Raw genomic sequence first — 14,344 nt, 5'->3', positions numbered from 1 at the left:
GTTTCCTCTGACCGCGTATAGGTAAATACCGAAGCCCGCCGTTATTGGCGGGTCAATTCGTGAACGACTCAATGCATGATATGCACTCGCCCATCCGCTGCCGCAAAGGGATTGTTGACACTGCTGCCTTCGCCGCCGAGTGCTGCTTCCGGGTGCAACCGGTGCATCAACGCTTCGACACGCTCAACATCAGCCTTGGGCACATCCACCATGATCAGGTACTTGCCGGCTTCGATGGCCTTGTGAAAACGCCGGATTCGGTAGTTTTCCGTACCTATGCCTCCGAAGCCTCCAAGCCAGCCACCGGCCAGTACTGCAAATACACCCATGGCCACGAACGCCGACGTCGGCCAGGCCAAGTCGCCCCAGAGTGCCAGGGGCAGGACGAAGAACAGGGCAAACAGGCCACCAATGATCAGCCCTCTTTCCACGAACCTGGGCAGGTCAGTGCGATCCAGCACACTGGCGGAATGAACATGATGTGAATACAAACCGGCTTCGTCCTTACTGACAACGTGAAACCGCCAGTTCGAGACGCCGTCGCGATGCAGATCGTCGGAGATGCTTTCCACGCTGTCGATGGCATCGACGAGATAAAACAGTCGTTTCATGATCCCCTCCTTCGCTCAATCAGAGCGGGCAACCACAATGCTAATTATACCGTAGCCACACCCGAGCGCGACGCTGGCCCTCAAAACGATTTGCGCTAATGGCCGCGTGGATATATCCCACTTCTATAAAAATTATGTGGAGCCACAAGTGCTTGCCGCGGTTTCGAAGCGGCCGGATAAATTGATTAGCTTTTGCAAGTTGACGTTCACGTAAAAAGAAATTAGTTTATTTCCTGTCCGGCCCCAAAAGGGCACTTTCGAGCGGTACTTCCCGGCGAACGGTATTTCCCCGCAAGGGAAGCTTTCCCGCGCGAAACGGACGACTGAAATCGCAACGCCGGCCAAAAGCCGGTCGACAACAACAAGACTGCCGCCAATGCCGCGATCCGGTGAGGTGGGGGGGGATTTCAATATGCCACATTCAGTACGCCACCCAGGCAGACTGCGTTCCGCGCACGTGTGCCCTTCTGCATCAAACAGACGTTCTCACCTGACATCGATCGGCATTCCGGCAACCGGGCTTGCGCCATCCTGAGCACAGGCAGCTTGCACCAGAAACCCAGAACCACCAACAAATCGCGAGTGCCGCGGTCTAACAACAAAACACCGGCTGTTCAGGCCCCACAAGGGTAGTTCCAGCCAAGAACGATAGGTGAAACGCCATGAACGTATTCAGCCACCCCGAATTCGACAATCACGAACATCTGTCCTTTTTCTGCGACCCGGAAACCGGATTGAAGGCGATCGTTGCGATCCACAACACCTCCCGCGGGCCTGCGCTTGGCGGCTGCCGGATGTACCCCTACGCCACCGACGAAGAAGCGCTGCGTGATGTGCTGCGTCTGTCCAAGGGCATGACCTACAAATCTGCCCTGGCCAACCTGGACCTTGGCGGCGGCAAGTCGGTGATCATTGGTGACCCACGCAAGCAGAAGTCCGAAGCCCTGCTCGAGGCCATGGGCAAACACCTGGAGAGCCTCGGTGGCCAGTACATCGCCGCAGAAGATTCCGGCACCAGCGTTCCTGACCTGAAGATCATGGGCCGCCACACCCAAAACGTCGCCGGCATTGCCGAGCGCATGGGTTTTGATGGCAAGCCCAGCAACGGCGACCCCTCACCGGCCACGGCCTGGGGCACGTTCATCGGTCTGAAGGCGGCGGTTAAGCATCAGTTGGGTCGGGACGACCTGAAAGGCCTGAAGGTCGCGATTCAGGGTATCGGCAATGTCGGCTTCCGCCTGGCCAAGCACCTGGCTGACGCGGGAGCGCAACTGTGGGTCTACGATATCTTTGCCGACAACATGCAGCGTGCCGTGGATGAGTTGGGCGCAACGCCTGCGTCCGCGGAAGACATCCTGTACCTGCCCGTGGACGTGGTCGCACCCTGCGCCATGGGCGCAGTGCTGAATGACGACAGCATTCCGAAATTGAAAGCCCGGATCGTGGCCGGCGCCGCCAACAATCTGCTTGAACGCGCTGACCACGACCAGGCCCTGAAAGATCGCGGGATCCTGTACGCACCGGATTTTGCCATCAACGCTGGCGGCATCATCGACGTGTTCTACGAGCGCACCGGGGCATCGCCCGATACGGTCCGCGCCCATGTCGACGCCATCGGCGACACGCTCAAGGAAATCTTTATCCGTTCTGACCGGAGCGGCCTGCCAACGGGCACCATCGCCAACGAGCTGGCGGAAGAACGGTTTCGCAAACACGTTGCCAAAGTGGAATCCCTGACCGAGCGCCTGGCGCGGGTCGGATAAACCCCGGCATCGATCTCTCTGGGGCCGGAGTTCGCTTTGGCCCCTGCTTTCCCAAACAACAACAAGTACCAAGCAGGAGACAGTTATGTCTGTATCAGATTCAGGTAGTGCCACCTACTCGGAGGCACTGGAAGGCTCCAACGCCAAGCGGGGGCTCTGGTCCTCCCGACTGGCGTTCATCCTGGCGGCAACCGGCTCGGCCGTCGGCCTGGGCAACATCTGGAAGTTCCCCTATATCACCGGTGAAAATGGCGGTGGTGCCTTTGTCCTGGTGTATCTATTGTGTATCGCGGCAGTAGGTCTGCCAATCATGATGGCAGAAGTGCTGATCGGCCGCCGCGGTGGCCACAGCCCCGTTAACAGTCTGCGCCTGATTGCCGAGCGCGACCGGCTCAAGCCGGCATGGCGCATGGTGGGCGCGGTCGGTGTGCTGGCCGGCTTCCTGATCCTGTCTTTCTATTCGGTGATTGGCGGCTGGGCCGTGTCTTACGTGGGCACCGCTGCCAGCGGCCAACTGGTAGGCCAGTCGGCAGAAGCCATTGGCGCTATCTTCTCCAACCTGCTGAGCGACCCGCTGACCCTGTTGATGTGGCACACCGTATTCATGGCACTGGTGATGCTCGTCGTCGCCAAGGGCGTTCGCGCTGGCCTTGAGCGAGCCGTCAGCATCCTGATGCCCGGCCTGTTCGTGCTGCTGCTGATTGCCGTGGGCTACGCCATGACCAGTGGTGAATTTGGTCGCGCCGTGAGCTTCCTGTTCCAGCCGGACTTCTCCAAGCTTTCAACCTCCGGCATCCTGGTCGCCCTGGGCCACGCCTTCTTCACCCTCAGCCTAGGCATGGCAGTCATGATGGCCTACGGCTCGTACTTGCCAAAAAACGTATCCATCGCCAAGACCTCCATTGCGGTCTCGGTGATCGATACCGGTGTTGCACTGCTGGCCGGTCTGGCCATCTTCCCGATCGTGTTCGCCAACGGCCTCGAGCCAGGCGCCGGCCCTGGCCTGATTTTCCAGACCCTGCCGCTGGCCTTTGGTCAGATGCCCATGGGCAGCCTGTTCGGCACCCTGTTCTTCGTACTGCTGATCTTCGCCGCCTGGACGTCCGGCATCTCCCTGCTGGAGCCCATTGTCGAGTGGCTGGAAGAACGTAAAGGCATGAACCGTACCGCGAGCACCCTGGGTGCCGGTGTGGTGTGCTGGGCCCTGGGTATTGCCTCCATCCTGTCCCTGAACCTGTGGTCCGATTTCGCACCACTGGGCGCCATTGCGATGTTCGAAGGCAAGACCATCTTCGACCTGCTGGACTTCTTTACCGCCAACATCCTGCTGCCTCTGGGCGGCCTGCTGGTTGCTGTGTTTGCCGGCTGGGTGATGTCCCGCGAGGCGGTGGAAAAAGAGCTGGCGTTGTCTGGCCCGATGTTCCGGTTGTGGTATCTGACCATTCGCTACTTTACCCCCGTGGCGGTAGCGGCCGTGTTTATCTACAACCTGATGTAAGCGCAACAGGTGGCAGTCGGTTCCTGGACCCGCCGGCCTGCGGCCTAATGCAAAGAGCCCACTATCCAGTGGGCTCTTTTCTTTGCCAGAGTTCACTACCTGTTTAAAGGCTATACACGGCCGATTCCAGCGTCTCACCAATCCGCGCGTTCAGCTTCAGATCCACCAGATTCTCGGCCCGGGTGCGGCCAAGGTTCAGCGTGGCAATGGGCTTACTCCACTCCTTGGCATAGCGGCAGAACCGAAACCCCGAATACACCATCAGCGACGAGCCAATCACCAGCAGGCCATCGCTGGCCTTGAGCACATCCAGCGCCGAATACACCCTATCCTTGGGCACGTAATCCCCGAAAAACACCACGTCCGGTTTCAGTATGCCATCACACTTGGGGCAACCCGCTGGGCGGAAATCCGAGAAATCCACTTCCAGATCCGCGTCGCCATCCGGCGCCGTCTCCGCCTTGTAATGCTGGAATCCCGGATTGAGATCGGCACAGCGATCGTGCACCTCGTCGCGCGGGCAGCGGTAATCACAACTCATGCAAATGACCTCGTCGGCCCGGCCATGCAGATCGGTTACCGCCCGGGTGCCGGCTTTCTGGTGCAGGCGGTCAACGTTCTGGGTGACCACCAGGCTGCTGTGATTGAGCAGTTCCAAGTCGGAGATATGATGATGGGATGGGTTCGGCGCGGCATTGCGCATCACCGGCCAGCCAATCAGGCTCCGACCCCAGTAGCGCTGCCGGGTCTCGTAACTGTCCATGAAGGCCTGGTGCTGCACCGGTTGCTTGCGCTTCCAGGCGCCCTCGCCGTCCCGGTAATCGGGAATGCCCGAATCGGTGCTCACCCCAGCGCCGGTCAATATCAGCAACCGGGGATGACGGCGGATAAAGTCCGCCAGCAGGCCGCCGGCATGCTCCGGCTCGTGCAGAACCGGCGCATCGTCAGTTTCCGGCAGGCGTTGGCTGGAACTGAAGGGGCGGGTTCGGTGGGTCGTCACAGGCATACAGACTCCGGAAAGTTCAGCCCGGTTTGCGGGCTACGTATACGGTGTTAAACGATTCCCTGTTCTGAAACGGATTAAAAAAGCGCACGTAATGACAGGCGACCTCGGTAAACACATCCCGCAGCACGGCCATGAATTCCTCGTCTTCCCCTTCGTTCGACCACATGGCAAAGATGCCACGGGGTTTCAGCTGCTGCGCCATCTTGCCGATATTCTCGGTGGTGTAGAAGCTGGCATTGGAATCGTGCAGCAGGGCCCGGGGGGAATGGTCGATATCCAGCAGAATGGCATCAAAGGTTCGGCCTAGTGATGCGGGATCAAATCCACCCTCACTGGGCTCAGCAATGGCCAGGTCAAAGAAGCTGCCGTGAACATAACGGCTGCGGGCGTCGGCGTTGATGTCCGCGCCGAGCGGCACCAATTCCTGCTGGTGCCAGCCAATGACCGGCTCCAGATATTCCACAATCAGCAACTCGCCAACCCGCTCATGCTTGAGCGCGGCCACGGCGGTGTAGCCAAGCCCGAGCCCGCCAACGACAACACTGAGGTTGTCGCCTTCGGTTTCGTTCAAGCCAAGGTCTGACAGGGCAATCTCAGCGTCCACAAACATGCTGGACATCAGGAATTCTTCGCCGAGCTTTACCTCGAAGATATCGCGATCGCCAATGGCCGGAATCTTCCGGCGCCTGAGGGTGATCTCGCCGATTTCCGACGGTTGGCTGTCAATTTGCTCGAAAAGAAGTCCCACTCGTTGCCTCTTGGTCTTGCGGATTAGCTGGCTTCGGCCTTTTAACGTCTAGTCCGTGCTTTCGCAGGTGAAGCCCCCTGCTCTTCGTTCTACTGCCCGGGCGTCTTGGCGCTCTTGATGCAATTTAAGAGAGCTTCGCGCATTGTTTCGACGCCCAGTTCTTCGGTCAATTTGATGTTGCGACCGGGAATTCCGTCCACGTCCGGATGGCTTTCGATCGCGGCTTCCAGACTCGCTTCACGCAACAGGTGAAGCATCGGGTATGGAGAACGATTAGTGTAGTTCTCCGCCGACTCCGGGTCGGTACCCGCGAACTGGTAGTCCGGGTGAAAGCTCGCAATCTGATATACGCCTTCCATATCCAGATAGGCCAGCAAACCATCGGCCGCATCAAGAAACTCATTGTAGGCTTCGAAGTCCTGCAATACACCCGGATGGATCAACACCGTGGTCTCAACCTCAGGCTCTTCGTCAAGGCGCTGGAGTTCAGAATGCAGAGCTTGCAGCAAGCTGTCTTCGTCGGCGGCGTCAGATACCACGAACCGCACGCGGTCCCGAACCAGCTCCTTCTTTGCAAATGGACAGAGGTTGTAGCCGACGACCACGTTCTCGACCCACTTGCGGGTTGCGCTTATAACTTCTGTCTCAGACATGCGGATCTCTTTTCGGTGTTTGAAGGCCACACAGAAGTTTAATCGGGCATCCGGGGAACGCTGCCCAAAACTGTGCGAAGCCATGGATGGCGTAGCTCAAGCGCCACATGGACGTGCCGAAGGAGCGGGTTTTGGGCAGCGTTCCCCGGATGCCCAACCCCCAGACTCAAAGAATTAAACGTATCCCTGACTCTTAAGATAATCATCATAAGAACCACTGAAGTCAGTAACCCCATCGGCACTCAGCTCGATAATGCGCGTTGCCAGCGAAGAAACAAACTCCCGGTCGTGGCTGACAAAGATCAGCGTGCCCGGATAATTCTCCAGCGCCAGGTTCAACGCCTCGATGGACTCCATATCCAGGTGGTTGGTGGGCTCGTCCATCAGCATCACGTTGGGCTTTTGCAAAATCAGCTTGCCGAACAGCATCCGGCCCTGCTCACCACCAGAGATCACTTTAACCGACTTGCCAATGTCATCACCGGAGAACAGCATCCGCCCTAGCGTGCCGCGAACCAACTGTTCGCCGCCGGTGGTCCACTGGGCCATCCAGTCGCTGAGGGTGTCGTCGGAAGCAAAGTCAGCCGTATGGTCCTGGGCGTAGTAGCCAACTTCGGCACTGTCGGTCCACTTTACCTCGCCGGCGTCGGGCTCATAAGCACCAGCCATGCATTGCAGCAGCGTGGTTTTACCAATGCCGTTCGGGCCGATGATGGCCACGCGTTCGCCGGCTTCCACCTGCAGGTCCAGCTTGTTGAACAGGGTTTCGCCATCGAAGCCCTTGCTCAGCTTATGCAGGGTCACGGCCTGACGGTGCAGTTTCTTGCCCTGCTCAAAGCGGATGAACGGGCTTACCCGGCTTGAAGGCTTCACCTCTTCGAGCTGGATCTTGTCGATCTGACGGGCACGGGAGGTGGCCTGCTTGGCCTTGGAGGCGTTGGCCGAGAAGCGACTGACGAACTGCTGCAGCTCGGCAATCTGGGCCTTCTTCTTGGCGTTGTCCGCCTGCATGCGCTCGCGGGCCTGGGTGGCGGCGGTCATGTATTCATCATAGTTGCCCGGGAACAGGCGCAGCTCGCCGTAGTCCAGATCCGCCATGTGGGTGCACACGCTGTTCAGGAAGTGGCGGTCGTGGGAAATGATGATCATGGTGCTATTTCGAGCCACTAGAATGTTTTCCAGCCAGCGGATGGTGTTGATATCCAGGTGGTTGGTAGGCTCGTCCAGCAGCAGTACGTCCGGATCGGAGAACAGTGCCTGGGCCAGCAGCACCCGCAGCTTCCAGCCTGGCGCCAGGGCGCTCATGGGGCCTTCGTGCTCTTCCAGGGGAATTTCCAGGCCCAGCAGCAATTCGCCGGCACGGGCTTCAGCGGTGTAGCCGTCCATCTCGGCAAACTGCACTTCCAGGTCCGCCACGGCCATGCCGTCCTCTTCGCTCATCTCGGCCAGAGAGTAAATCCGGTCGCGCTCTTTCTTTACGTTCCAGAGCTCTTCATGACCCATGATCACGGTGTCCATCACCGTGCACTCTTCATAGGCGAACTGGTCCTGGCGTAGCTTACCCAGACGGACATTGGGCTCCAGCATAACCTGGCCGGCACTGGGCTCAAGGTCACCGCCAAGAATCTTCATAAGGGTCGACTTACCGCAACCGTTGGCGCCGATCAGGCCGTAACGATTGCCGTTGTTAAATTTAGCCGAGACGTTTTCGAACAGGGGCTTGGCCCCGAATTGCATGGTGATATTGGCGGTGGAAATCAATCAGAAACCTATAGACGTGAGGCCGGCCTGCCCAGAGTGGCTGGCGCCGGCAAAAGAAAGCCGGCATTGTACAGGTTTGCAGCATCAATCGTCAGACCGCAGAAACACGGATAAAAAGCCCTTGCCTCAAACGTTGGGTACGGGCAGCATTCCGGTTCTGACGTTCCCATTAACCCACGTAAGGAGTTCAACCATGGCACAGGCAACTGCACGCCACATTCTGGTAGACAGCGAAGCGAAGTGTGAAGAACTGAAGAAAGCCATCGAAGGTGGCCAGGATTTCGCCGAAGTCGCCAAGCAGCACTCATCCTGCCCGTCCGGCCGTAACGGCGGCGATCTGGGATCATTCGGCCCGGGTCAGATGGTACCTGAGTTCGACAAGGCGGTTTTCAACAGCGAACTGAACACCGTGCTTGGTCCGATCAAGACCCAGTTTGGCTACCACCTTCTGGAAGTTACCAGCCGCAGCTAATGGCTTCAGGCAGTATCCCAGCCAACACCCCCAGGGGGCAGCGACTGCGTTCGCTGGCCCTTGTGGGTGTTGTCCTGCTTACCCCTCTCCTGTTTATTGGTAGACCCGACTGGCTCCCCGGTGGCTTCAACTTTGCCGCCTGGAATCTGGGTCATGTTTTGTTGTTTGCCCTGCTGACGCTCGCCGTCAATCCCCGGCGTTGGCTCGGAGGCTGGCGTTTGTGGCTGGCTTCGACAGCCGCCGTGCTGGCATTTGGTATCGCGGTTGAAACGGTGCAAGCCGGTATGGGCCGAGATTTTGACTTGCGAGATCTGCTGCGCAATCTGATCGGCCTCTGGTTCGTTCTGGCCTGGCAGCCATTACTGACCTTCCGGGTGCGCAAACCCGCCATCACGGCTGTCCTGGCCCTAACAAGCAGCCTCCTGCTGGTGTACGAACTCAGCACCACCGGCGTGCAAGCGGCCCGCTACTTCAAGCTTGAACACCAATTGCCCCAGGTTTATGACTTTGACCACAGCAATCCGTCGTCCTACTGGCGCGGCTCCGTTGAGCCTTCTTCCCGGCATAATGGCGATCATGATCAAAGCCTGAAAATCGAACTGGGTACGAAGCGCTACTCCGCTGCGTCCCTGTACCGGGTGCCATCCGACTGGCGCGACTTCGACACCCTCACTCTGCGCCTGCACAACCCTACGCCAGAGCCTCTCACACTGATTCTGCGGATCAATGACATCCAGCATGAACGGGGCAGCAATGCCCTCAATGACCGATACAATACCCGGCTAAACCTGACACCAGGGGTATCAAGCCACACCATCGCGCTTGAGGATATCGAGAAAGCACCGGCAACCAGAACCATGAACCTGCGCCAGGTGCGCCGACTCACCCTGTCTTCAAACGGACTGTCGGAGCCGCGGACGGTGTACCTGCAAGAGCTCAGATTGGATTAAGCGACCACGGGTTAGTCGTTAGTGCTTCGGCACCGTGACTGGTCACCAGAACCGTTTCACTGCAGCCAATCCCCCACTGGCCGGGAATTCTGAGGCAGATCGGCAAATGGAACACCATGCCCGGGCTGAATTCGGTATTGCCACCGCGGGCGACGAACCCCGAGCCCTCGACCCAGGACGGCGGAAACTGGGCCCCGACCGTGTAGCCGAACACCCCGGAGAAGAACACCTTCCTGGCCAGCGGAGCCAGCGCAATTTCAGCCTGTTGCGCCGCGAAATCAAACGTCGCACCGGGCCTGATCGCCGCCAGTAAAGCATCCACCACCCGCCGGCAGCCGTCGAACACCCGCCCCATCTCCGCGGAAGGCTCACCCGCAACCACCGTCTGCATCATCGGCGCGGTGTAGCGATGCCAGGTAGCACCAAACTCAAGAAAAACCGGCTCATCCGGCTCCACCTGCACCCGATTGTGATTGGCGTGAATCACACTGCTGCGCCGCCCAGTGGTGACAATAGGCTGCATGCTCATGAACTCGCTGCCAGCTTCAAGCAGCGCCCTGGCGCCAGCCGCGGCAATGTCGTTATCGGTTACACCGGGACGCACAGTCGCCACCGCGGCCCTGAGCCCGACCGCAGTGATCTCCGCGCTGCGGCGCAGGAACTCGATCTCGGTTTCGGATTTCACGATCCGAACCTTCTTCACCAACCCGCCGGCATCCACAAAACGAACACCGGAAAGCCTTTCTTTTAAGCCTTCCAACACCCCCTGCCTCAGTGATCCATGCCAGGCATCGATGCCCACCGTGTCGGCGGAATCGTTCAAGGCATCGATCAGGGGTAACAGCACCTCACCAATGCCTTCCCAGCGATAGCCGGATACGTTCGGCACCCGGGTAGTCACCATCGCCGGCCCCATTTCAATGGAGGGAACCTGTAGCAGCAGAGACGAGCCAGTGACCACCAGCGCAACATGGACAGACACCTCGAAGGTGCTGTAGCCGGTGAGGTAGAAAATGTCGGAACAGTCGGTCAGCAACAGCGCGTCGATATCGTCATCAGCCATCCGCTGACGGACGCAGGCGAGACGGTGTTCGTATTCCCCGGGTGCAAACGGGCACTCAGTCCCCCTCGACTGAACCGACAACGCTTTCTGGTAAGCATTGAAATCCATGGGAGTAACTCCCTGTTCGCATATACTTATGAGATTGGACCCAAATCGCCGGTTGTACAAATTTCGAGCACACTGGGCGATGTTCGGCGGCAATGGGAGGCGGACCTAATGCAGCAGAATCACAATGGCAGGGGCGCATTCGAGATCAGCGTGGAACTGGGCGCACTCACCAGCAATGGCCACGATCCTCAGATAGTGGTTCGAGTGGGGCCCGCCGTCGCCTCCCTGGTCAACGGAATTGGCGGCGATCCGCTGATGCAGTTGCGCCTGTTGCACCAATCCCGCAGCCTGCTGTTCGACATGGGTGATAGCGGACGCATGGCGCTTCGGTCCGCACACCAGGTCACCGATGTCTTCATTACCCACTGCCATGCCGACCACATCGGCGGGTTTCTTTGGTTCCTGCGCAGCCGAATCGGCCACTTCCCGTCCTGCCGGCTATTTGGCCCGCCCGGGCTACTGGGCCATATTGCTGGCATGGTTCGGGGGCTGCTGTGGGATCGGGTGGAAGACCGGGGCCCCAAATTCGTTGTTAACGAATGGCACGGTGACCACCTGAAACGCTGGCAACTGAACGCCGGCGCTGGCCCACCCGCGGCCCTGGAGGACTTGCCCACGCCCGGTAACGTGATCCATCGGGAAACGGAATTCCGGATAAGAGCCGCGATGCTGGACCATGGCACACCGGTGATGGCCTATGCCTGGGAGCCGTTTGGCAAACTCAACGTGCGGAAGAATGCATTGGAGGAGATTGGTGCCCAGGCCGGGCCCTGGCTGCACGATCTCAAGCTGGCGGTACTGAGAAAGCGCCCGGACGAACTGATTTCACCCGGTAACGGTGGCACCTACCGGGCCGAGGATCTGGCGGCCCGAATACTGATCCAGACCGCCGGCGAACCGGTGGTGTACGCCACGGACTTTGCCGACACCCGGGAGAACATTGCCCGCATGACCGATCTGGCGCGCAGTGCCCACACCCTGTTTTGCGAGGCTTCGTTCATGGTGTCAGACGCTGATCAGGCCAAACGAACCGGCCACCTGACCACCGAAGCCACCGCCCGCATCGCCAACGCGGCGGAGGTGCGGCAACTGGTGGCGTTCCACTTTTCGCACCGCTACGCTCGGCGCCGAGAGCAGGTCTACGCCGAGCTGGGTCAGTTTACTGACCGTTTGATTGTTCCGGAGACAGAAACCGTGCCATCTGGTTACCAACCGACTCAATCGGATCGGTAATGGCTTGCTGGATGCTGTCAGTGACTACCCGGGAAAACGCCGAACCCGGACCACTTTCGAGGAACGCCAGGTATTGTTTCATTTCCTCGTTGTTGATGGTTTCGTAAGTAAACAGATAGCTCTCGTAAACCTGTTGCTCCACGATACCTCGGATGGCGCCACGCTGACTTTCAATGCGCTGCTTGAGCTGGTCGTAGTTGACCGAATCGCTGCTGAACGCCGACATGGCGGTGGCCAAACCGAGCTGAACCGCAATGGACGTATCCACGGCGCTTTCGGTGGCGCGGGCGGCACGGTCGAACCGGTCGAACATGCGGGCACGGTCACTGCCCTGGTACTTCTCGTTGAGCGCCGGCGCCCTGGCCTTGATCTCTTTCCACATGACCGGATCCGACGCCACGATTTCCGCCGCGGCGATTTTTCGGGCCACCGGCGATTCGTACCAATCGGCTACCGCTTCCAGTTGCCGATCGGTCAAACCGGCTTTCAGATCCTGCACGATCTGCCGTTCAATGTCAGCGGCGCGAAAACTGCCACTGACCACGTAGCCAATGGTTTCGGCCACCATCGGAGGTATCTGGTCGCTGCGTTTCAGGCCCTCGCGGATGCCCTGGCTCATCATGGCCGGGTACTGGGCAACGATGTCGTCCACCGGTGACGCGGCCAGGACCTGCTGCGCTGAAGGCGCTGCTGTGGCACTGCCGGAGACCAGCAGGGCGGCAACTAAAACAGGTTTAACTAGGGTGCCAAGCTTCATTTATCTACCATCTCGTTGTGTGCAGGCCCTGTTTATGACACGGGTTCCGCTCGGGCATCAAGCAATCCATGGGCTTTGGAGATGACAGTTTGGTAGGGAAAATCCGAAAACCCTGGCGCCGACGCAAGGGACGCCGAACGCGTCGTGTTAATGACTGGCGGTCACGGGTGAAGTGGTACGGATTGCCAGTGCTCGGCTTGCTGATGGGTGTATGGGCCACGCTGAGGTTTAGCCTGCTGGCGCCGGACCCGCCCGCCAATCCCGACGATCTTTGTGAAATCTTCCGGGAACATCCGGTGTGGTACGACTACGCTCGCGAATCCGAACACCGCTGGGGCACGCCCATTGCCACCCAGATGGCGTTTGTGTACTACGAATCGTCGTTTCGCAGCCATGCCCGCCCGCCCAGGACACTGCTCTGGGGGCTGATTCCATGGACCCGGCCGACCTCAGCCTACGGCTATGCCCAGGCCCTGGACCCGGCCTGGCGCGAATACCTGGCCGCCAACGGCGACGGCTGGTTTACCGTTCGCACCGACATGGAATACGCCCTGGACTTTGTGGGCTGGTACAACCACCTGACTAACCGGCAGCTAGGCATCAACTTCTACAACCCCCGCCACCTCTATCTGGCGTACCACGAGGGTCGCGGCGGCTACCAGCGCAGAACGTTCGACCGGAAACCAGACATCACCGCCCTGGCCGGCCGAGTGCAGACTCGGGCCTTCCGCTACGACAATCAGCTGAAGGCGTGCGAGCAGGAATTCCAATGCTGGCGCTGGTACCAGTTCTGGCCTTTCTGTGGCTGACTGGTTTTTAGAGCGAAGCGCTGATTTCGATGGTCGATTCCAGCGCCTGAAGCCGGTCCACCAGGAACTCCATCACGATCCGTACCCGGGCCATCTGCTGAGTGTCCTGGCTGACGTGCAGCCAGAGGTCAACGCTCTCACCTTCTAGCGGATCCGTCAGCCGGCGCAGCTCCTTGGCGCCCTCGCCCAAGTAACACGGCAGTACCGCCAGCCCAGCCCCGGCACAGGCCAGTGCGTGCATAGACTGCAGGCTATTGCACCGAATCAGCGACTGGGCGTTCTTCAGATGCTTGCGATACCAGCGTCCGGTGGCCAAGTGACTGAAGGTTTCATCGGGCACGATCCAGACACAGGCCTCGGGATCATTCTCAATGTCCATCTGACGGTTCCGGCGACAATAAAGGGCTGCGCCATAGACCGCCGATTCGACGGCGGCGATGCGTTCGCCGTCCAGCGTTGCCTGGGGCTTGTTATCACAGCGCAGGGTCAGATCGGCTTCCCGATGGCTGAGGTTCGCGACATCGTTGTCGGTCAGCACTTCCAGCTCGATATCCGGGAACTCTCGAACCAGGTCCGCCAGGATCGGGCTGAGCAAGGTGTTCAGGATGGCGTCTTCCGCGGCCAGTCTGACCTTACCCACCGGAGCTGAATCCTGGCCCACCAGCTTGCGCTCCAGGTTTTCCATGGCGATCGCCAGCCGATCGGCCTCACGGAAGGCGGTTTCGCCCACCGGGGTCAGTTGCAAACCATCGCGGTTCCGTTCGAAAAACTGCACTCCCATCGACTCTTCCATCTGGTCCAGTCGACGTAGCACCGTGGTTTGATGCACACCCAGCAATTCGCCTGCTTTGGCGAGGGTTCCGCCTATTGCCAGGGCGCGTATATATCGAAGATAATCCCAATCCATAATGA

General features: G+C 59.3%; 14 protein-coding genes. 6 read left to right on the top strand and 8 right to left on the bottom strand.

Features of this window, described 5'->3' with window-relative positions; all coding sequences use genetic code 11:
- Positions 1 to 68: 68 nt before the first annotated feature.
- Entirely contained in the window at positions 69 to 611 is a 543-nt protein-coding gene (locus tag FCS96_RS05345) for a hypothetical protein (RefSeq protein ID WP_138439172.1), read from the bottom strand.
- A 662-nt stretch (positions 612 to 1,273) separates the two neighbouring features.
- Here FCS96_RS05345 and FCS96_RS05340 point away from each other — a divergent pair.
- Complete coding sequence (locus FCS96_RS05340; RefSeq protein WP_138439171.1) at positions 1,274 to 2,374, top strand: Glu/Leu/Phe/Val family dehydrogenase; 1,101 nt, start codon at positions 1,274 to 1,276, stop codon at positions 2,372 to 2,374.
- Between the two features lie 85 nt (positions 2,375 to 2,459).
- Entirely contained in the window at positions 2,460 to 3,872 is a 1,413-nt protein-coding gene (locus FCS96_RS05335; protein WP_138439170.1) for a sodium-dependent transporter, read from the top strand.
- A gap of 103 nt (positions 3,873 to 3,975) precedes the next feature.
- Here the strand turns inward: FCS96_RS05335 and FCS96_RS05330 are convergent, their stop codons facing one another.
- From FCS96_RS05330 to FCS96_RS05315, 4 genes are all read right to left on the bottom strand, one after another.
- Positions 3,976 to 4,878, bottom strand: coding sequence for an NAD-dependent protein deacetylase (locus FCS96_RS05330; protein ID WP_138439169.1), 903 nt, complete (start codon positions 4,876 to 4,878; stop codon positions 3,976 to 3,978).
- A 16-nt stretch (positions 4,879 to 4,894) separates the two neighbouring features.
- Positions 4,895 to 5,626 carry a polyamine aminopropyltransferase gene (locus tag FCS96_RS05325; RefSeq protein WP_138439168.1) on the bottom strand — a complete coding sequence of 244 codons (732 nt, stop codon included), beginning with the start codon at positions 5,624 to 5,626 and terminating at the stop codon, positions 4,895 to 4,897.
- A gap of 89 nt (positions 5,627 to 5,715) precedes the next feature.
- Positions 5,716 to 6,279 carry a DUF1415 domain-containing protein gene (locus FCS96_RS05320; RefSeq protein WP_138439167.1) on the bottom strand — a complete coding sequence of 188 codons (564 nt, stop codon included), beginning with the start codon at positions 6,277 to 6,279 and terminating at the stop codon, positions 5,716 to 5,718.
- Positions 6,280 to 6,453: 174 nt separating this feature from the next.
- Positions 6,454 to 8,040, bottom strand: a complete 1,587-nt coding sequence (locus FCS96_RS05315; protein WP_138439166.1) for an ABC-F family ATPase — start codon at positions 8,038 to 8,040, stop codon at positions 6,454 to 6,456.
- 193 nt (positions 8,041 to 8,233) lie between these two features.
- On the opposite strand from FCS96_RS05315, the gene FCS96_RS05310 reads away from it, so the two are divergent.
- Complete coding sequence (locus FCS96_RS05310; RefSeq protein WP_070964993.1) at positions 8,234 to 8,512, top strand: peptidylprolyl isomerase; 279 nt, start codon at positions 8,234 to 8,236, stop codon at positions 8,510 to 8,512.
- The gene (locus FCS96_RS05305; RefSeq protein ID WP_138439165.1) at positions 8,512 to 9,462 is read left to right on the top strand and encodes a VanZ family protein; all 951 of its coding nucleotides are present in this window, start codon (positions 8,512 to 8,514) and stop codon (positions 9,460 to 9,462) included. The genes FCS96_RS05310 and FCS96_RS05305 overlap by 1 nt, the downstream gene beginning before the upstream one ends.
- Here the strand turns inward: FCS96_RS05305 and FCS96_RS05300 are convergent.
- On the bottom strand, positions 9,449 to 10,633 hold the full coding sequence (locus tag FCS96_RS05300) for a M24 family metallopeptidase (protein WP_138439164.1): 1,185 nt from the start codon (positions 10,631 to 10,633) through the stop codon (positions 9,449 to 9,451). The genes FCS96_RS05305 and FCS96_RS05300 overlap by 14 nt on opposite strands.
- Positions 10,634 to 10,741: 108 nt before the next feature.
- On the opposite strand from FCS96_RS05300, the gene FCS96_RS05295 reads away from it, so the two are divergent.
- Positions 10,742 to 11,866: an MBL fold metallo-hydrolase gene (locus FCS96_RS05295; protein WP_138439163.1), complete on the top strand. Its 1,125-nt coding sequence runs from the start codon at positions 10,742 to 10,744 to the stop codon at positions 11,864 to 11,866.
- Here the strand turns inward: FCS96_RS05295 and FCS96_RS05290 are convergent.
- Positions 11,793 to 12,623 (bottom strand): DUF2059 domain-containing protein, encoded by an 831-nt coding sequence (locus FCS96_RS05290; RefSeq protein ID WP_138439162.1) that lies wholly within the window; start codon positions 12,621 to 12,623, stop codon positions 11,793 to 11,795. The genes FCS96_RS05295 and FCS96_RS05290 overlap by 74 nt on opposite strands.
- Before the next feature lie 167 nt (positions 12,624 to 12,790).
- Between FCS96_RS05290 and FCS96_RS05285 the strand changes: the two genes are divergently transcribed.
- Positions 12,791 to 13,432: a transglycosylase SLT domain-containing protein gene (locus tag FCS96_RS05285; protein WP_456085594.1), complete on the top strand. Its 642-nt coding sequence runs from the start codon at positions 12,791 to 12,793 to the stop codon at positions 13,430 to 13,432.
- 7 nt (positions 13,433 to 13,439) lie between these two features.
- Here the strand turns inward: FCS96_RS05285 and FCS96_RS05280 are convergent, their stop codons facing one another.
- Positions 13,440 to 14,339, bottom strand: a complete 900-nt coding sequence (locus FCS96_RS05280; protein ID WP_138439161.1) for a LysR family transcriptional regulator — start codon at positions 14,337 to 14,339, stop codon at positions 13,440 to 13,442.
- Positions 14,340 to 14,344 lie beyond the last annotated feature (5 nt).

This window comes from Marinobacter alexandrii (assembly GCF_005871205.1).
GTDB classification, from domain to species: Bacteria; Pseudomonadota; Gammaproteobacteria; order Pseudomonadales; family Oleiphilaceae; genus Marinobacter; species Marinobacter alexandrii.
Note: the sequence above shows the minus strand (reverse complement) of the source record. Positions and strands in the feature narration are given on the sequence as shown.

Coding starts and splice junctions, on each gene's coding strand:
- FCS96_RS05345 (WP_138439172.1), bottom strand. CDS start 611: ATGAAACGACTGTTTTATCTCGTCGATGCCATCGACAGCGTGGAAAGC.
- FCS96_RS05340 (WP_138439171.1), top strand. CDS start 1,274: ATGAACGTATTCAGCCACCCCGAATTCGACAATCACGAACATCTGTCC.
- FCS96_RS05335 (WP_138439170.1), top strand. CDS start 2,460: ATGTCTGTATCAGATTCAGGTAGTGCCACCTACTCGGAGGCACTGGAA.
- FCS96_RS05330 (WP_138439169.1), bottom strand. CDS start 4,878: ATGCCTGTGACGACCCACCGAACCCGCCCCTTCAGTTCCAGCCAACGC.
- FCS96_RS05320 (WP_138439167.1), bottom strand. CDS start 6,279: ATGTCTGAGACAGAAGTTATAAGCGCAACCCGCAAGTGGGTCGAGAAC.
- FCS96_RS05310 (WP_070964993.1), top strand. CDS start 8,234: ATGGCACAGGCAACTGCACGCCACATTCTGGTAGACAGCGAAGCGAAG.
- FCS96_RS05305 (WP_138439165.1), top strand. CDS start 8,512: ATGGCTTCAGGCAGTATCCCAGCCAACACCCCCAGGGGGCAGCGACTG.
- FCS96_RS05300 (WP_138439164.1), bottom strand. CDS start 10,633: ATGGATTTCAATGCTTACCAGAAAGCGTTGTCGGTTCAGTCGAGGGGG.
- FCS96_RS05295 (WP_138439163.1), top strand. CDS start 10,742: ATGCAGCAGAATCACAATGGCAGGGGCGCATTCGAGATCAGCGTGGAA.
- FCS96_RS05290 (WP_138439162.1), bottom strand. CDS start 12,623: ATGAAGCTTGGCACCCTAGTTAAACCTGTTTTAGTTGCCGCCCTGCTG.
- FCS96_RS05280 (WP_138439161.1), bottom strand. CDS start 14,339: ATGGATTGGGATTATCTTCGATATATACGCGCCCTGGCAATAGGCGGA.